The sequence below is a fragment of the Idiomarina sp. D18 genome (assembly GCF_057748155.1).
Genome location: NZ_CM173240.1, coordinates 2,454,625 through 2,472,716, shown reverse-complemented (window position 1 = coordinate 2,472,716; position 18,092 = coordinate 2,454,625). Strand labels below are relative to the sequence as shown.

The following is an 18,092-nucleotide window of genomic DNA, read 5'->3' as shown; positions in this document are numbered from 1 at the left end:
CTCTTACGGTTTTATCATTCGAATAAGTGTTGAACGTTTATCAATAAAGTGATGCTTTACTGCCATAACGCCATGACCTAGCGCTAGGATCACTAAGACATAAGCGGCATATTCGTGGATGGCACCTGCTAATGTGGCTTGTTGATCTACCTGAAAAGGCAACGCAGGGACGTCAAACCAATCGAAAAAGCTAATAGGTTTGCCTTCACCCGTTGAGATTAAATAACCGCTAAAAACAACCGCGAGTAGACTGATATAGAGTAGTACGTGACCGAGTTTTGCAGCTTTTTTCTCGAGTGCAGAACCATCAATTGTCGGGGTGCCTTTTACAAGCCGCCAAACAACTCTAAAAAGGGTGATGAAGAGTACCAACAAACCAAGGGACTTGTGCCACCACGGTGCCGTTGTGTACCAATTAGAGTAGTAGGTAAGATCGACCATCCACCAACCCAGCACAAACAGCCCGAATACAAGCAGAGCACTGCTCCAGTGAATGATGATCATGAGGGCATCATAACCTTTTACCCCTACTTCTCTCATATTTCCTCGCTATTTCGCTGATATGTTATTGCATGACATCTGAATAATAGTATGGATATATAGAAATAAAAGCAGCCATTTTAGGAGATAACGTTCGATTTATTTGTAGCGTGCGCATTCTGCGCACGGCGCGATGTGGATTGTCGCGCACAATGCGCGACGTACGTGGCGCGGTCGTAGCGTGCGCCTTGGGCGCACGGGGCGATGTGGATTGTCGCGCACAATGCGCGACTTACGTGGTGCGGGCGTAGCGTGCGCATTCTGCGCACGGGTCGGTGTGGATGGTCGCGCAGGATGCGCGACGTACGTGGCGCGGGCGTAGCGTGCGCCTTGGGCGCACGGGGCGATATGGATTGTCGCGCACAATGCGCGACGTACGTGGCGCGGTCGTAGCGTGCGCATTCTGCGCACGGGCCGGTGTGGATTGTCGCGCACAATGCGCGACGTACAGGGTGCGGGCGCGACGTGCGTCTGGCGAGCAGGCATAAAAAAACCCCAGCCGCTTGGCTGGGGTCATTCTATTTGAAGTCTGGCGCCGCCACAGGCGCTCGCAGAGCTCGCACCGTTCAAGCGGCGTCTTGCCACATGGGTGGCAAGCCGAATTCCCGCTTTCACCCTACTCTCACGTAGCACACCACCAGGAAATAAAAAATCCCCCGTGCTTGCGCACGAGGGATTGTTCATTTGAAGTCTGGCGGTGTCCTACTCTCACATGGGGAGACCCCACACTACCATCGGCGCTGGTATGTTTCACTTCTGGGTTCGGAATGGAGCCAGGTGGTGCCATACCGCTATGGCCGCCAGACATAAACTGTCACAACATGGATTCGGCTGATTGTTTCGCCACTCTCTTATTCAATTCGATAAAGCGTCTTACGTGCTCAACAAGCAAACACCTTGGGTGTTGTATGGTTAAGTCTCACGGGCAATTAGTACGGGTTAGCTCAACGCCTTACAACGCTTCCACACCCCGCCTATCAACGTCGTCGTCTGCAACGACCCTTCAGAGCACTTAATGTGCTAGTGAGAGCTTATCTCGAGGCTCGCTTCCCGCTTAGATGCTTTCAGCGGTTATCGATTCCGAACTTAGCTACCCGGCAGTGCCACTGGCGTGACAACCGGAACACCAGAGGTTCGTCCACTCCGGTCCTCTCGTACTAGGAGCAGCTCCTCTCAACTCTCAAACGCCCACGGCAGATAGGGACCGAACTGTCTCACGACGTTCTAAACCCAGCTCGCGTACCACTTTAAATGGCGAACAGCCATACCCTTGGGACCGACTTCAGCCCCAGGATGTGATGAGCCGACATCGAGGTGCCAAACACCGCCGTCGATATGAACTCTTGGGCGGTATCAGCCTGTTATCCCCGGAGTACCTTTTATCCGTTGAGCGATGGCCCTTCCATTCAGAACCACCGGATCACTATGACCTACTTTCGTATCTGCTCGACGTGTCTGTCTCGCAGTTAAGCTGGCTTCTGCCATTACACTAACCGTACGATGTCCGACCGTACTTAGCCAACCTTCGTGCTCCTCCGTTACTCTTTGGGAGGAGACCGCCCCAGTCAAACTACCCACCAGGCACTGTCCCCACACCCGATTAGGGTGCTAGGTTAGAACATCAAACATACAAGGGTGGTATTTCAAGGATGGCTCCACACCAACTAGCGCCAGTGCTTCTAAGCCTCCCACCTATCCTACACATGTAGGTTCAATGTTCAGTGCCAAGCTGTAGTAAAGGTTCACGGGGTCTTTCCGTCTAGCCGCGGGTACACTGCATCTTCACAGCGATTTCAATTTCACTGAGTCTCGGGTGGAGACAGCGTGGCCATGGTTACACCATTCGTGCAGGTCGGAACTTACCCGACAAGGAATTTCGCTACCTTAGGACCGTTATAGTTACGGCCGCCGTTTACCGGGGCTTCGATCAAGAGCTTCGCTTACGCTAACCCCATCAATTAACCTTCCGGCACCGGGCAGGTGTCACACCCTATACGTCCTCTTTCGAGTTAGCAGAGTGCTGTGTTTTTAATAAACAGTCCCAGCCACCTGGTCACTGCGACCACCTTCAGCTTACGACGCGAAGTCTTCACCAAAGGTGGCGTACCTTCTCCCGAAGTTACGGTACTATTTTGCCTAGTTCCTTCACCCGAGTTCTCTCAAGCGCCTTAGTATTCTCTACCTGACCACCTGTGTCGGTTTCGGGTACGGTCAACATGTACCTGAAGCTTAGAGGCTTTTCCCGGAAGCAGGGCATCAATGGCTTCGCACCCGTAGGTGCTCGTCTCGTTTCTCGGCCTTAAGGGTCCGGATTTGCCTAAACCCTCAGCCTACTAACTTTCACCAGGACTACCAACGCCTGGCCCACCTAGCCTTCTCCGTCCCCCCATCGCAGTACATGTCGGTACAGGAATATTAACCTGTTTCCCATCGACTACGCGTTTCCGCCTCGCCTTAGGGGCCGACTTACCCTACCCTGATTAGCATGGGATAGGAAACCTTGGTCTTCCGGCGTGCGGGTTTTTCACCCGCATTATCGTTACTCATGTCAGCATTCGCACTTCTGATACGTCCAGCATGCTTCTCAACACACCTTCTTCCGCTTACAGAACGCTCCCCTACCCAGCACATAAATGTGCTGCCGCAGCTTCGGTGTATGGCTTAGCCCCGTTACATCTTCCGCGCAGGCCGACTCGACTAGTGAGCTATTACGCTTTCTTTAAAGGGTGGCTGCTTCTAAGCCAACCTCCTAGCTGTCTATGCCTTCCCACATCGTTTCCCACTGAGCCATAACTTGGGGACCTTAGCTGGCGGTCTGGGTTGTTTCCCTCTCCACGACGGACGTTAGCACCCGCCGTGTGTCTCCCGGATAGTACTCTACGGTATTCGGAGTTTGCATGGGGTTGGTAAGTCGGGATGACCCCCTAGCCCAAACAGTGCTCTACCCCCGTAGGTATTCATCCGAGGCTCTACCTAAATAGATTTCGGGGAGAACCAGCTATCTCCGGGCTTGATTAGCCTTTCACTCCTAACCACAAGTCATCCCCTAATTTTTCAACATTAGTGGGTTCGGTCCTCCAATTGATGTTACTCAATCTTCAACCTGCTCATGGCTAGATCGCCCGGTTTCGGGTCTATACCTTGCAACTCGACGCCCAGTTAAGACTCGGTTTCCCTACGGCTCCCCTATTCGGTTAACCTTGCTACAAAATATAAGTCGCTGACCCATTATACAAAAGGTACGCAGTCACCCCACAAGGAGGCTCCTACTGCTTGTACGTACACGGTTTCAGGTTCTATTTCACTCCCCTCGCCGGGGTTCTTTTCGCCTTTCCCTCACGGTACTGGTTCACTATCGGTCAGTTGGGAGTATTTAGCCTTGGAGGATGGTCCCCCCATATTCAGTCAAGATAACACGTGTCCCGACCTACTCGTTTTCACTCACTATGCGCCGTCACATACCGGGCTATCACCGTCTATGGCTCTGCTTCCCAACAGATTCTGTTAACGCATTGTCAGCTTAAGGGCTGCTTCCCGTTCGCTCGCCGCTACTAGGGAAATCTCGGTTGATTTCTTTTCCTCCGGGTACTTAGATGTTTCAGTTCTCCGGGTTTGCCTCCAAGCACCTATATATTCAGTGCCGGATACTCTGTAAACAGAGTGGGTTGCCCCATTCGGAAATCCATGACTGATAACGACTCTTACTGTCTCGTCATGGCTTATCGCAAGTTAGTACGTCCTTCATCGCCTCCAACTGCCTAGGCATCCACCGTGTACGCTTAGTCACTTAACCATACAACACCTAAGATGTCTGCTATGCAGAACCTCGTGCATTGTATTGCAACTAAGATTGTTTGTTCTCGCTGTACACTTGTAAGATACGCCTCTACCAATTTGAATAAGGTTCAAGTAGAGTGGCATTTCATTACTTTATTACAATCAGCTTGTCCATGTTGTTAAAGAGCATGTAACGCAAAGTTACCGGTAAACATTCAGCTTTGAACGCTTAACGCTAACATCGCTATAGAGAAGAAGTGGTGGAGCCAAGCGGGATCGAACCGCTGACCTCCTGCGTGCAAGGCAGGCGCTCTCCCAGCTGAGCTATGGCCCCACAGACCCCAGGTCTGTCGGCACATCCAACAAAACCCGAAAAGGGAATTTCAAGCTGTGGCAAGGCCGCAAGGAGGACGCATGCACCAGCATGCGACGACGCAGCAACGCAGTTCACAGCGCAGAAATGGTGGGTCTGAGTAGACTTGAACTACCGACCTCACCCTTATCAGGGGTGCGCTCTAACCAGCTGAGCTACAGACCCAGTATAATTTAAGGCTTTATCTTGTGCCAAAGGCACAAGCTACCCCAATTCTTCTCTATTCATCAAACCAAGCAATCTGTGTGGACACTTACATCCATAAGCGAAGTGTAAGGAGGTGATCCAGCCGCAGGTTCCCCTACGGCTACCTTGTTACGACTTCACCCCAGTCATGAACCACACCGTGGTGATCGTTCTCCCGAAGGTTAAACTAACCACTTCTGGTGCAGCCCACTCCCATGGTGTGACGGGCGGTGTGTACAAGGCCCGGGAACGTATTCACCGTGGCATTCTGATCCACGATTACTAGCGATTCCGACTTCATGGAGTCGAGTTGCAGACTCCAATCCGGACTACGACGCGCTTTATGAGATTCGCTTACCCTCGCAGGTTCGCTGCCCTTTGTACGCGCCATTGTAGCACGTGTGTAGCCCATCCCGTAAGGGCCATGATGACTTGACGTCGTCCCCACCTTCCTCCGGTTTATCACCGGCAGTCTCCCCAGAGTTCCCGACCGAATCGCTGGCAACTAAGGATAAGGGTTGCGCTCGTTGCGGGACTTAACCCAACATCTCACAACACGAGCTGACGACAGCCATGCAGCACCTGTCTCAGTGTTCCCGAAGGCACCAATCTATCTCTAGAAAGTTCACTGGATGTCAAGGGATGGTAAGGTTCTTCGCGTTGCATCGAATTAAACCACATGCTCCACCGCTTGTGCGGGCCCCCGTCAATTCATTTGAGTTTTAACCTTGCGGCCGTACTCCCCAGGCGGTCAACTTAGTGCGTTAGCTGCGTTACTCACGTCTTAGTGACACGAACAACTAGTTGACATCGTTTACGGCGTGGACTACCAGGGTATCTAATCCTGTTTGCTCCCCACGCTTTCGTACCTCAGCGTCAGTCTCTGACCAGGTGGCCGCCTTCGCCACTGGTATTCCTTCCAATATCTACGCATTTCACCGCTACACTGGAAATTCTACCACCCTCTTCAGGACTCTAGCGTGCCAGTTCAAAATGCAATTCCCAGGTTGAGCCCGGGGCTTTCACATCTTGCTTAACACACCGCCTACGTACGCTTTACGCCCAGTAATTCCGATTAACGCTTGCACCCTCCGTATTACCGCGGCTGCTGGCACGGAGTTAGCCGGTGCTTCTTCTGTGGCTAACGTCAATTCAGCAAGCTATTAACTTACTGACCTTCCTCACCACTGAAAGTGCTTTACAACCCGAAGGCCTTCTTCACACACGCGGCATGGCTGCATCAGGCTTGCGCCCATTGTGCAATATTCCCCACTGCTGCCTCCCGTAGGAGTCTGGGCCGTGTCTCAGTCCCAGTGTGGCTGATCATCCTCTCAGAACAGCTAGGGATCGTCGCCTTGGTGAGCCTTTACCTCACCAACTAGCTAATCCCGCTTGGGCCCATCTCTAGGTGTGAGGCCCGAAGGTCCCCCACTTTGGTCCGTAGACATTATGCGGTATTAGCCACCGTTTCCAGTGGTTGTCCCCCGCCTAGAGGCAAGTTCCCAAGTATTACTCACCCGTCCGCCGCTCGTCAGCAAAGAAGCAAGCTTCTCTCTGTTACCGCTCGACTTGCATGTGTTAGGCCTGCCGCCAGCGTTCAATCTGAGCCATGATCAAACTCTTCAATTAAAAAGTTCAATCAACTCAATGAATTACGTGTGCTTGCTACCTCAGTAGCTAGACACTCATTCAAAAGTTGCAATATTTTTTGTTGCTTACTTTTGCAAGTGCCCACACAGTTTGCTTGGCTTGATATATTGTTAAAGAGCGTTTCTCAGCAGCCTTGCTGCGAGAGGTGCGTATTCTACACACCGTCAGTTTTCTGTCAACACTTTTTTGAAAAAAGATTTTTTAGAAAACTTATGTTTTCGGCGACTTCGTTGTCTGCCTCAAACGTGGGGCGTATTTTAGACATTTATCTCCGTGGGTCAAGGGCTATTTTTCAATTTTAATTGATTTTTTTGCTGTTCGGTCAAAGTTAAATCAGTTCGTTTCTTTTATGACCAATTTTCCCAGTAGACTGTACAAACTATGCGCTTTTAAGCAAAACAGCTATAGTTAAATGCACAATTCGAAAAGACAAAAGATGATAGGAGTAGGGTTATGGCTGATATCCGTAGCTACCATGAAAAGGAGCCGCAATTAGGCGAGCGCGTCTATATAGATGATAGCTCAGTCATCGTAGGTGAAGTTACTATTGGCGATGATGCAAGCATCTGGCCACTCGTCGCAGCCCGTGGCGACGTTAACTATATCCATATTGGCGCTCGTACCAATGTACAAGACGGTTCTATTCTTCACGTGAGTCGCGCAAGCGCTGGTAAACCCGATGGCGATCCACTCATTATAGGAGAAGACGTCACTGTAGGACATCAATGCATGTTACATGGTTGTCGTATTGGTAACCGTGTATTAGTAGGAATGTCCGCTATCGTTATGGACGGCGTAGAAGTACAAGATGACGTCATCATCGGTGCGGGTAGTTTAGTTCCGCCGGGTAAAGTATTAGAGTCCGGCTTTCTTTATGTTGGTAGCCCAGTAGAAAAGAAGAGACCATTGAACGATAAAGAAATGTCATTCCTAAGTGCATCAGCAGAAAACTATGTTCGCTTAAAAGATGAGTATCTGATCGACGTTAAGCCAATATCGTGAATCACACTCGCAATTAATGAAAGCGCCGAGAGGCGAACTTGTTCAGTTGTAGCAGGTCACTTTTATCTTCTAAGCGACCTGCTACAACATGAACCACACCTTCACTCATCTCAATAACGCCCTTAACCCATAATAGTTGGGCCGATAAAAAAGCCTTTCTATATAGAGTCGCTGTATTGGCCCAAACTACAACATTCATATTGCCCGTTTCATCTTCTAAGGTTAAAAAAGTGACACCACTTTTAGTTCCCGGTCTTTGTCGACAAGTCACAAGACCGATAACCTCAATTACCTGCCCAGAGCGACAGCCTGCTAGAGTCTCGGCAGTAATACTCTTAGTCACTTCAGGGTGGTTGCGTATAAGCGCCATCGGATGTCGACGTAAGCTAAGTCCGGTACTCGCATAGTCTGCTTTTATATCCTCAGTCTCAGACGGCTTAATTGAGATTTCACTCTTATTATCAGCCACTTCATTAAAAAGTGGCATTTGCTGATCGCTGAGTGACAAAGCATCCCATTGGGCTTGATAACGATGTCCTGATAAAGATGTGAGTGCATCAGCTTTTGCTAGGGCTTGAATATCTGATTCATGTAAGCCCCCTCGACGTAACTGCTCAGTGTTAGCAAACAAAGCGTCTGCACGCGAGTTCAACAACAACGCGGTTCGTGAGCGAGATAGTCCGAAGATCTGGCGTAAGCCAATACGCACACAGTTCCCTTGGTCAGCAAGCCACTGGTAATCCCACTGACTATAATTAACATCCGCAGGTAGAAACCGAACACCATGGCGCTTTGCGTCTTGAATTAATTGGGACGGTGAATAAAAACCCATGGGTAAGCTATTTAATAAGCCTACAAAAAATGCCGCCGGATAGTGCACTTTTAGCCAAGCCGAGGCATACGCTAAATTAGCAAAGCTCGCCGAGTGTGATTCTGGAAAGCCATACTGACCAAAGCCACAAATCTGGTGAAACAGCCGTTGCGCAAAGGATTCACTGTAGCCTCGCGCTCGCATACCAGAAATCAGCTTATGCTCAAACTGCTGCAATTTACCAGTACTCTTCCAAGCTGCCATAGCACGTCTTAACTGATCGGCTTCACCCCCACTAAAGCCTGCCGCTACCATCGCCAACTTAATTGCTTGCTCTTGAAAGATAGGCACACCCAGCGTCCGTTGCAGAACTTGCCTCACTTCATCGCTGGGATAATCCACTTTTTCTTTACCGGCTCTTCGGCGTAAATAGGGATGCACCATATCGCCTTGAATAGGTCCTGGCCGGACAATCGCAATTTGTATGACTAAATCATAAAAAGTGTTGGGCTTAAGGCGCGGTAACATGTTCATTTGCGCGCGAGATTCAATTTGAAACACACCCACCGAATCACCTTGCTGCAAGGCCCGATAAACAACGGGATCTTCTTGAGGAATATCAGCCAACCCAAGCGTTAGATTACGTTTTTCTTTTAATAACCCAAGCGACTTACGTAATGCAGTCAGCATACCTAGCGCCAGCACGTCCACTTTCAATAGTTTAAGCACTTCAAGATCGTCCTTATCCCACTGGATAACAGTACGATCACGCATACTGGCATTTTCAATGGGGACGAGTTGAGTCAGTTCATTGGCAGCGATAACAAAACCACCCACATGTTGAGAAAGATGCCGTGGAAATCCCATTAGCTGCTCAGTTAAAGATAATAAGTGCTGTCCTCGTTTAGACTGAACGAGAGCAGGGTATTGCTCAGCAAGTTGCTCCTTCCAATTCTGTGTTTTATCCCGACGATCAAGGTTTTGTCGATACGTTTGTAGTTGTTGTTCGCTAAAACCAAGTGCTTTACCTACATCTCTAAAAGCACTTTTAAAACGATAGCGAATAACGGTTGCCGCTAAAGCTGCACGCTTACGACCGTACTTCTTGTAGATATACTGAATTACCTCCTCACGTCGCTCATGCTCAAAGTCCACATCAATATCAGGGGGTTCATCTCGCTCTTTGGATATAAAACGCTCAAACAACACATCGAACTGAGCGGGATTAACCGCGGTAATCTTAAGGCAGTAACAAACCACCGAGTTTGCCGCAGAGCCTCGCCCTTGATAGAAAATCCCCTGAGACTGAGCAAACTCTACTAGGTCATAAATGGTAAGAAAGAAATACTCATAGTGTTGCTCGGCTATCAGCTTCAGCTCTTTCTCATACTGACTCACAACTGACTCTGGAACGCCTTCTGGATAACGTTGCTGAGCACCCTGTTCTGTAAGGTGCCGTAAATACTGCTGTGCCGTCATACCTTTAGGCACCAGTTCGGCAGGGTATTCGTAACGTAACTCTGACAAACAAAAAGTGCAGCGGTCAGCTATTTTTGCAGACTCCGTTAACCAGTTGGCTGGGTAACACGCCTGTAATGCCTTTAGATCACGTAACCGACGTTCGCTGTTTAACGCACAGACCTCCGGATGCTGTACCAGCGACTGGTTAGCGTTAGTCGCACTCAGAATATCCAGTAATGGCTGCCGATTTTCGTCATGCATAACCGCGCCATTAGATGCTGTAACAGGTAATTTAACCTGTTGACTTAAGCGACAGACCATCCGAAATAAGGCTTTGTCATTATGTTGATAGTGTCTTTCGTAGAGTAACCATAAACGATCGCGCCAGTGACGCTTGAGTTGATGCCCCAAGTTTAAAGCTTTTGCGTAAGAAAGACCCTCGGTGTCGCACTGTGGCCACCATAGCAAAAGCGCTTCATCGAACCCATGCAAAAAGTCATCCAGCTGAACGGCGTATGAACCTTTCTCGGAACGTTGTCGAAATAAAGTGATTTTCTCACACAAGCCTGCATAAGCGCTGCGAGTAGGGCACAGCACCACAAAAACACCTGCTCCAGGCAGCATAAACTCACTCCCTACAATGAGTTTAATAGGCCGCTCGCGAGCCGCTTCATAGGCGCGTACCACACCAGCGACTGAGCATTCATCGGTTACTGCAATCGCCTCGTAACCGAGCTCTGTTGCTCGATCAACAAACTCACTAGGGTGAGAGGCTGAACGCAAAAAACTATAGTTCGACAAACAGTGCAGTTCTGCATAACGCATCAGCTAAACCACCCCTGTAAAAACCAGTGACTCTTTTCAAAGAAAAGCCAGCCTAGTCGTTGTTGCTCATCTTTAGCGAGCCAGTAATCTCTGCAGACTTCAGACGTTGACCACCAACCCGACTGGATTCGCTCGGGCCCTTCTAATAACTGCCAATGCTCAATTTGTACTAACTCGGGTTCCGTTAATAACCAAAGTGGTCGTCGCGGCGCATGCCGCTGAACTGTGAGTGTTGTCATTTGAGCGGCGCGCTGTTCATTGATTAAAGGGCGGGGATCACTCGATAGCTGCGGACTATAAACGGCCTTTTCGCCGAGTCGAGCTTGTAATCGGCTGACTAATTCTGTGACTGTTTGCTGATGTGCAACACCCTTTGTTAATAAGGACCCAGAGTCACGCGTCAATTCAAATAACTCAAGCGCTCTCATCTCAATAGCGATAACCGGCGCCGTAAGCGGGTAGCGATTCATTTGTAACTGCAATAAATTAAGAAACTCTGATGCCCGCCAACTATCCGAGGCTAACTTAAGCGGTACAGATGTTGGTTCCATATCACGGTGCTGTAACTCAATGGTTAACTGACGAATCACTTTTTGCCGCTGATATAAAAATTGCTCTAACTCTTGTAAGAGCCGCTTGAGAGGAAACAGCATACCTTGCCAGTGCTGTATTTCTGTTACTAAATCCAACTGCGTAATAAACGCATCGCGGGGACGGAAAAAGTCAAACGCTTGTGACTCATTGCCTTTTAAACGCTGAATATCATCCACCATACCTGCGCCAAAGCGCTTACCGATATCGGCTGCAGATAATGACCAAAGCTGTTTAAGTTGATGAATACCGGTGCTGAGCAGACGCTTTTCAATTTGAGAAGAAAGTAACAACTGCTTGATAGGTAAGTGCCCCAGCTCATGTTCAATCACACATCGATCCGTACTGAGTTGTTCAATACCTGCACACGCCAAACATTGTGCCGAGCGGGCACTAAACCCTAAACTCATCTGATAACTCACCCCTAGTGTATCGAGCTCTTCTTTTAAGTGATCGATTAAAGGTTGAGTACCTTGATAGAGCTTCAGTAGGCTATCAAGCTCGATAGCAATACCTTGCGGCTTAAACAGTACTTGTTTATCAACAGATAAATATAATCGCTCAGCCAGTCGCGTTAACACCCGCGACTCTTTTTCTTCAGAGTAGGGCATAAGTACGACATCGTTGACTAATGTATGGGCTAAAACCGCACTGTGACCCACTTCTAAACCTTGGCTAAGCGCAGTCTCATTACACTGTAAAAGCCACTCTTTTTGATGCTCCTGATAAACCAGCGCGACGGGCAACGGCTGAATCTGCGGTTGCAAACGCTGTATGTTGTCGAGCAATAGCCGAGGAAAATGTAAATAAAGCCACAGTTTCATAAACTGATATTATTAACTGGCCAACCATAACGACGCTTAACAACATCCACTGTGTGATTAGGATGCAAATGCAGCCGGTTAGTATAGGCACGCGCTTCCACTGTTTTCTCAAGTGCTGTTAAGACAAAGCCCATTTGATGGCCTTGCTGCACTGCCTTTTGCCAACGCCGAACATAACTCGACTGATTTTCGGACTCGGGTTGCCATAAAAACGCAACACCCGCGCCACTTTGTAGAATTTGTTCAAAAGCCCACGCCGCTTCGTTAGCCGAGGTGTTCAGCACAATATGCAAGCTATCGGCCTGCTTCAAGCGCCAGCGTAAACCCGCAGCCGATAGTAAAGCTGGGGGGTTTAACCAAAATATAGGCTGGTTCATCTCGTGTAATTGTTCGAGTAACGGCCAAAGTAACTTTTGCTCTATAAAAGGAGAGTCGAGCTGCCACTCATGCACCGCATCAAACTGCCACCCACCGCCTAACAACTCATTTAATGACGGATGTCCTGTACTGAGAAAACGCTGCTCTTGGTAATGTGTTTGCCGTCCTTGCCAGAGCAGTCCTTTATTCACCAATTGCTTTAATTTCGGTTGCATTGTGTCACCCCCGCAATACTGTATATATGTACAGTATATTAAAAATGGTGAATTTCGCAACAGACAACCTTTATTTGTTCCGTTATGATTGTTGTTTTAAACAAAGGGAAGGGAATGCCACCATCATGATCCGTACACTCTTAATTCCGTTTCGCGTCCTTATCAATTTCACATGGGCAGCACTGACGACGGCGATTGTCGGGTTAATGGTGATCTTGGTGGGTATATTTAAACTGCTGCTTCCTATTCCGCCACTCACTCGGTTTTTCTCTCACCTAGCCAACTCAGTATTTCGTATCTGGGGCTATTGCATGTCAGTCACCTTTCAGCTCACTCAGCGAATGACTTGGCATATCGAGGGGGACTTAAATATTCACAAAAAAGGTTGGTACCTAATTATGGCCAACCATATGAGCTGGGTTGATATTCTGGTACTCATGCACCTAACACGCCGTAACGTGCCTATGCCTCGGTTTTTCTTAAAGTATCAGTTACTGTGGGTTCCCATTGTAGGAATGGGCTGTTGGACGCTTGATATGCCGTTTATGCGCCGCTACTCAAAAGAGAAACTACAGAAAAAGCCGCACTTAAAAGGCAAGGATATCGAAACCACCGCGCGCTCTTGTGCAAAGTTTAAACATATCCCCACCACGGTAGTGAATTTCTGTGAAGGCACACGCTTTACACCTGAAAAACACGCCAAAAAGTCGAGTCCTTACCAACATTTACTCACACCCAAAGCAGGTGGTACTGCCTTTGCTTTACAAATCATGGGTGATCAATTTGAGGCTATTCTTGATATAACCATCGTATACCCTGGTAACGATGATCGCCCGGTCGTTTGGCACTTACTGAGTGGCCAACTCCGTGATGTGTACGTTGATATAAAAACACGACCTATTACACCTGAATTAATCGGTGACTATCAAAATGATCCCGAGTTTAAGGCGTCGTTTCAAACTTGGCTCAATGAACGTTGGCAGGAGAAAGATGCCACTATCAGTCGCTTAAAAACAAAGGCGGAGCAAGATAACCAATAAGGACAAACAGTATGGATTTAAACTTCATCAACGAATGGTTGAGCCAGCTCGGACTTGAAGGTGATTTACTGACCTACGCAGTGCTCGGCATACAATCCGTACTCGTCATCATCGCGGGTTATATTATTTATCAAGTCACCCGCTTAATCATCAATAAAACCATCCATCGCATGCTCAGAAAAGCCCCTGAGCGATGGTATAACTCTCTCGTAAACAGTGGTTTTTTTAAGCGGTGTGCTAATCTCGCCCCTGTTCTACTTATTAATCTATTTATTCCCGTAGTCTTCGTTGATGACTTCGAAAAATGGCAAGGTCCTCTACAAACCGCCGTTGGTATCTATTTAACGTGGGTGATCACCAGTATTTTATTGGCGCTAGCGAACGTCGTTTCAATTGCTTACGAGTATTCAAGCAAGGCCAAAGAGGTCCCCATTACCGGCGTCATTCAAGTCGCCAAGCTCATATTAGTACTCATGGCAATTATCATCTCAGTTGCTATTGTGATGAATAAATCCCCTATGTACTTATTGAGTGGCTTTGGCGCCATGACGGCGATACTGATGGTGGTCTTTCGTGACACCTTAATGGGATTTGTTGCAGGGGTACAACTTGCAACTAACCGTATGGTTGGTATTGGCGACTGGATTCAAGTCCCCGACTCGGACGTCGACGGTACCGTTCAAGAAGTCGGTCTTATCACTGTAAAAGTGGAAAACTGGGATAAAACAACGGTTTACTTACCCACCTATGTGCTCATTCATCAATCATTTAAAAACTGGCAGGGGATGATTAACTCCGGAGGTCGTCGCATCAAACGATCGCTGATGCTCGATCTCGACAGTGCCCAGATACTTGATGACGATACCCTTGAGTCGTTGGCATCAAGCTACTTTAATGAATCACTCGATGAGTGGCTCAACCGCCATCAGATTCAGAATCCTGTTTCCAACTTAACGGCGTTTAGATGTTACGTGCAAGACTATGTAAGTAGTCATGAACAAATTCATGAGGATATGACATTGATGGTACGCTTGCTTGAGCCTACTGCCTCTGGATTGCCACTTGAGATTTATGCTTTCTCTAAGCAAACAAGTTGGACAGACTACGAGCAAGTCCAGTCCATTCTATTCGAATACCTATACACTATTATGGGTGACTTTAAACTGAGCTACTATCAGTACTTCCCCAAAACACAGACCATCAAAAAGCAGCCTTCTGAGCAACAACGAGAAACTAATGATGACGAAAATGACCAGGATAGCAAAGATAAAGACGATCAATAGATAGAAAAAAGCCCCGCCATTTGGGCGGGGCTCTCATTCTGAATCTTTTTAAGACTTATTAAGTAAGTAACCTGCAAGCTTACTGAAGTCCGCAGCAAAGTCATCGCTATCGCGGAAGCCCTGAGGCAACATTTTATATTTACCGTTTACGATAAACGTTGGTGTTGCACGCACGTCCATATCTGTCGCTTTACGGTCCATTTTACTCGCCGCTGCACGCACCGCGAAGCTCGACATAGCTTTATCAAACTCTTCGCCAGAAACACCATTTAAGATGAATACATTACGGATATCATCCTCGCTGGTCAGCATATTGCGCTGAGCAAAATTGTAATCGAATACGGCTGGAATAATTTTTTCTTCAATACCGAGTTTTTGAGCAACAACAAACGCTTTTGTCATCGTTTCACCCACATCATCTTTGGGACTTAAAAATGACACATGCATTTTCTCAAAAGCGTCTGGGTATTCCTTTTTCAGGCGCTCCGCAATAGGTTCAAAGCGATAGCAATGAACACAATAAAACGAGAAAAACTCGAGTATTTGTGCGTCACTTGTCGCTGCATCAGAAATCACTTCGTAATGGGTGCCTTCCTCAAACTCTTGAGCTTGCACCATGCCCGTTACCAACAGTAACGCGCTCGCTAATCCTAACAACCAGTTTTTCATATGCTCTTACCTATTTAATTCGCTTTATTAATAACCGAGTTTAATGGGTGCTTCGTCTAATGCAGCCCGCTGTTCTTTAAGCGCTAATATTTGTGACTCCCAGTAGCGAGCTTCGCTAAACCATGGAAACGCACGTTGAAAAGCACTGTCCTGCCAACGTTTAGAAAGCCATGCCATGTAATGAATGAGTCTAAACCCGCGTAAAGGTTCAATAAACGCAATTTCTTTTTTATCAAAATTGCAGAAATCTTGGTAGCCCTCAACTAACGCATCGAGCTGACACGTTTGATCTTCACGAGAGCCATTGAGCATCATCCAAAGGTCCTGTATTGCCGGACCCATACGGCAATCATCTAAGTCGACGAAGGTTAGTTCTGTATCATACTGCAATACGTTACCAATGTGACAGTCGCCGTGTAATCTTTGATAGGTCAAACTATCCCATGCAAAAGTTTGTAGTGCCTCTGCTAACGGCGACAAAATGGCCCAGAACGCGGCATCTAACTCTCGAGGTAATAGTTGTGACTGCCGCAATTCATCAATGGATTCCGACAGCAGTCGTTGAATGTCTAATGATTCACGTGCCTTAAATGCGTCTTTCTTTCCAACTTGATGCAAACGACCTATTTGCCGTCCGAGTCGCTCCAAGTCATCTAAATCGTTCGGCTCAAAAGCACGCCCACCAATGCTTGGAAACACCGCAAAGCGGTAACCTTCATATTCATGCAAAGATTGACCTGACACTTTTAGCGGCGCTACAACGGGGACTTCGTCATCGAGTAGTTGTTGAGAAAACAGATGCTCTTCTTCTATTTGAGCATTGCTCCAACGGTAAGGGCGATAAAACTTAGCGACATAGCGCATGCCCTCGTCACAGCGAAATTGGTAGACCCTATTTTCGTAACTATTGAGGGGAAGCAAACCGGAGCTTGGGTAAATACCCAAGCTCTCGATAGCATTGATAACTACATCGGGCAACAGACCTGCGAATGCAAAGTCCTTGTCATTAACCATAGTGACCTATTGATAAATAAAGCGAGATTCTTGCTTTATAGTAACACCTTCCGATGTCTCCGAGGTCACAACAAAGTTAAATTCGGTAATTGAGTCACTCAATTCGGTTGGTGGTACCGCCAGAGTTATAGGTAAACTACCCACTTCTCCTGCACCCACTGATTTCTCAGCACTGCCAATCAAACGATACTGCGACAAGCCTTCTACATCAATCTTGTACGTTTGATCGATCTGCGACTTGTTGACAATTTTCAGGGTATACACGTTTTCTATCTCGCCCTGAATATTTTCTTGATACAGAGAGTTACGGTCACGCAATACATCCACCTCAAGCGGAACCCGTGTTGCGACATCCCAAATCATCACCGAAGTGACAACTAACATGATGACGAAGTAGCCAATTGTTTTCATTCGCCACGGATTGGTTTTCTTAGATTTATCCGTCGTGTTGAGGTTGCGTTCAGTGGTAAACCGAATTAAACCACGAGGATAATTCATCTTATCCATCACATCGTTACAGGCATCAATACACGCACCGCAATCGATGCACTCATATTGTAGTCCGTTACGAATATCAATCCCTGTTGGGCAGACCTGAACACACATGTAACAGTCGATACAATGCCCAAGGCCCTTTTCCTCAGGATCCGCTTTACGCGATCGTGGTCCACGTGGCTCTCCGCGGTTTGCATCGTAACTGACCGTATAGGTATCTTTATCGAACATCGCTGACTGAAAACGCGCATACGGGCACATGTGAGTACACATAATCTCGCGCATGTAGCCTGCATTACCGTAGGTACAAAACGCGAAGAACAATACAGAAAATGTTGCCCAGAAACCGGCGTCTAAGGTAAAAAAGTCAGCAAAAAGTTGGCGTACATCGGTGAAGTAACCGACAAAGGTCAATGAAGTGAGTAGCGCAACTGAAATCCAACCCAGTTGTTTACCGGTCTTACGCCAGAACTTGTCAAAGTCCATTTTGCGTTCGTCCAGCTTAATACGCTTATTACGCGGCCCTTCAAACTTCTTCTCAAACCACATAAAAATAAAGGTCCAGGTGGTTTGTGGGCACATAAAACCACACCAGACACGTCCCCATATTGTGGTCACAAAAAACAACGCTACAGCTGCAACAATCGCGAACCACGCCAACACCGTGAAGTCTTGTGGCCATAATGTAAGACCATAGATCCGGAAGCGTTGCTCCATGATATCCAGCAATACGGCTTGCTGACCGTTATAAGTTAACCAAGGGATGAGGGCAAAAACAGCAAGTAAAATAAAGCCCCAAGAACGCCGAAAGTATTCCATCCCGCCTTTGACGTCACGAACATAGATACGATTGCGAGCCGTGTCTGAGCCGCCTTTTTTGGAAGGACGCTGGATTTTGACCTTATCGGCCGATTGAACTGTGACTTTTTGTTCCATGACATTACCACTAGAAACAGGT

Annotated in this window: 10 protein-coding genes, 2 tRNA genes and 3 rRNA genes; 3 read left to right on the top strand and 12 right to left on the bottom strand. The window is 47.7% G+C overall.

Annotated features, from left to right (window positions below):
- Positions 1 to 3: 3 nt before the first annotated feature.
- The 6 genes from AC3AP5_RS11890 to AC3AP5_RS11865 all read right to left on the bottom strand — a co-directional run bounded on the left by AC3AP5_RS11890 (position 4) and on the right by AC3AP5_RS11865 (position 6,505).
- Entirely contained in the window at positions 4 to 540 is a 537-nt protein-coding gene (locus AC3AP5_RS11890; RefSeq protein WP_272977394.1) for a cytochrome b, read from the bottom strand.
- 689 nt (positions 541 to 1,229) lie between these two features.
- A 5S ribosomal RNA gene (gene rrf / locus AC3AP5_RS11885) occupies positions 1,230 to 1,345 on the bottom strand.
- A gap of 103 nt (positions 1,346 to 1,448) precedes the next feature.
- Positions 1,449 to 4,333 (bottom strand): 23S ribosomal RNA (locus AC3AP5_RS11880).
- 242 nt (positions 4,334 to 4,575) lie between these two features.
- Positions 4,576 to 4,651 (bottom strand) — tRNA-Ala (locus tag AC3AP5_RS11875).
- Positions 4,652 to 4,778: 127 nt separating this feature from the next.
- Positions 4,779 to 4,855 (bottom strand) — tRNA-Ile (locus AC3AP5_RS11870).
- Positions 4,856 to 4,963: 108 nt separating this feature from the next.
- A 16S ribosomal RNA gene (locus AC3AP5_RS11865) occupies positions 4,964 to 6,505 on the bottom strand.
- The 16S, 23S and 5S rRNA genes sit together here with 2 tRNA genes alongside, the layout of an rRNA operon.
- 474 nt (positions 6,506 to 6,979) lie before the next feature.
- Here AC3AP5_RS11865 and AC3AP5_RS11860 point away from each other — a divergent pair.
- Positions 6,980 to 7,528, top strand: coding sequence for a gamma carbonic anhydrase family protein (locus AC3AP5_RS11860; protein ID WP_006954694.1), 549 nt, complete (start codon positions 6,980 to 6,982; stop codon positions 7,526 to 7,528).
- A gap of 13 nt (positions 7,529 to 7,541) precedes the next feature.
- Here the strand turns inward: AC3AP5_RS11860 and AC3AP5_RS11855 are convergent, their stop codons facing one another.
- From AC3AP5_RS11855 to AC3AP5_RS11845, 3 genes are read right to left on the bottom strand one after another with little or no spacing between them, the layout of a single operon-like run.
- Positions 7,542 to 10,625 carry an error-prone DNA polymerase gene (locus AC3AP5_RS11855; protein ID WP_006954696.1) on the bottom strand — a complete coding sequence of 1,028 codons (3,084 nt, stop codon included), beginning with the start codon at positions 10,623 to 10,625 and terminating at the stop codon, positions 7,542 to 7,544.
- Complete coding sequence (locus AC3AP5_RS11850) at positions 10,625 to 12,040, bottom strand: Y-family DNA polymerase (RefSeq protein WP_286682540.1); 1,416 nt, start codon at positions 12,038 to 12,040, stop codon at positions 10,625 to 10,627. Before AC3AP5_RS11850 ends, AC3AP5_RS11855 begins: the two co-directional genes overlap by 1 nt.
- Complete coding sequence (locus AC3AP5_RS11845) at positions 12,037 to 12,633, bottom strand: hypothetical protein (RefSeq protein WP_006954698.1); 597 nt, start codon at positions 12,631 to 12,633, stop codon at positions 12,037 to 12,039. Before AC3AP5_RS11845 ends, AC3AP5_RS11850 begins: the two co-directional genes overlap by 4 nt.
- Positions 12,634 to 12,758: 125 nt before the next feature.
- On the opposite strand from AC3AP5_RS11845, the gene yihG reads away from it, so the two are divergent.
- A complete protein-coding gene (gene yihG, locus AC3AP5_RS11840) occupies positions 12,759 to 13,673 on the top strand; it encodes a 1-acylglycerol-3-phosphate O-acyltransferase, YihG family (protein WP_487326771.1) in 915 nt (304 codons plus the stop codon).
- A gap of 11 nt (positions 13,674 to 13,684) precedes the next feature.
- Positions 13,685 to 14,956: a mechanosensitive ion channel family protein gene (locus AC3AP5_RS11835; protein ID WP_487326770.1), complete on the top strand. Its 1,272-nt coding sequence runs from the start codon at positions 13,685 to 13,687 to the stop codon at positions 14,954 to 14,956.
- Positions 14,957 to 15,004: 48 nt separating this feature from the next.
- Here AC3AP5_RS11835 and AC3AP5_RS11830 read toward each other — a convergent pair whose 3' ends face one another.
- Genes AC3AP5_RS11830 through ccoG form a run of 3 tightly spaced genes read right to left on the bottom strand, consistent with a single transcriptional unit; the run spans position 15,005 to position 18,070 of the window.
- On the bottom strand, positions 15,005 to 15,625 hold the full coding sequence (locus AC3AP5_RS11830) for a thiol:disulfide interchange protein DsbA/DsbL (RefSeq protein WP_286682543.1): 621 nt from the start codon (positions 15,623 to 15,625) through the stop codon (positions 15,005 to 15,007).
- Between the two features lie 27 nt (positions 15,626 to 15,652).
- Entirely contained in the window at positions 15,653 to 16,639 is a 987-nt protein-coding gene (locus tag AC3AP5_RS11825) for a serine/threonine protein kinase (RefSeq protein ID WP_487326769.1), read from the bottom strand.
- Positions 16,640 to 16,645: 6 nt separating this feature from the next.
- Complete coding sequence (ccoG, locus tag AC3AP5_RS11820; protein WP_272978503.1) at positions 16,646 to 18,070, bottom strand: cytochrome c oxidase accessory protein CcoG; 1,425 nt, start codon at positions 18,068 to 18,070, stop codon at positions 16,646 to 16,648.
- Positions 18,071 to 18,092 lie beyond the last annotated feature (22 nt).

Coding starts and splice junctions, on each gene's coding strand:
- AC3AP5_RS11890 (WP_272977394.1), bottom strand. CDS start 540: ATGAGAGAAGTAGGGGTAAAAGGTTATGATGCCCTCATGATCATCATT.
- AC3AP5_RS11860 (WP_006954694.1), top strand. CDS start 6,980: ATGGCTGATATCCGTAGCTACCATGAAAAGGAGCCGCAATTAGGCGAG.
- AC3AP5_RS11855 (WP_006954696.1), bottom strand. CDS start 10,625: ATGCGTTATGCAGAACTGCACTGTTTGTCGAACTATAGTTTTTTGCGT.
- AC3AP5_RS11850 (WP_286682540.1), bottom strand. CDS start 12,040: ATGAAACTGTGGCTTTATTTACATTTTCCTCGGCTATTGCTCGACAAC.
- AC3AP5_RS11845 (WP_006954698.1), bottom strand. CDS start 12,633: ATGCAACCGAAATTAAAGCAATTGGTGAATAAAGGACTGCTCTGGCAA.
- yihG (WP_487326771.1), top strand. CDS start 12,759: ATGATCCGTACACTCTTAATTCCGTTTCGCGTCCTTATCAATTTCACA.
- AC3AP5_RS11835 (WP_487326770.1), top strand. CDS start 13,685: ATGGATTTAAACTTCATCAACGAATGGTTGAGCCAGCTCGGACTTGAA.
- AC3AP5_RS11830 (WP_286682543.1), bottom strand. CDS start 15,625: ATGAAAAACTGGTTGTTAGGATTAGCGAGCGCGTTACTGTTGGTAACG.
- AC3AP5_RS11825 (WP_487326769.1), bottom strand. CDS start 16,639: ATGGTTAATGACAAGGACTTTGCATTCGCAGGTCTGTTGCCCGATGTA.
- ccoG (WP_272978503.1), bottom strand. CDS start 18,070: ATGGAACAAAAAGTCACAGTTCAATCGGCCGATAAGGTCAAAATCCAG.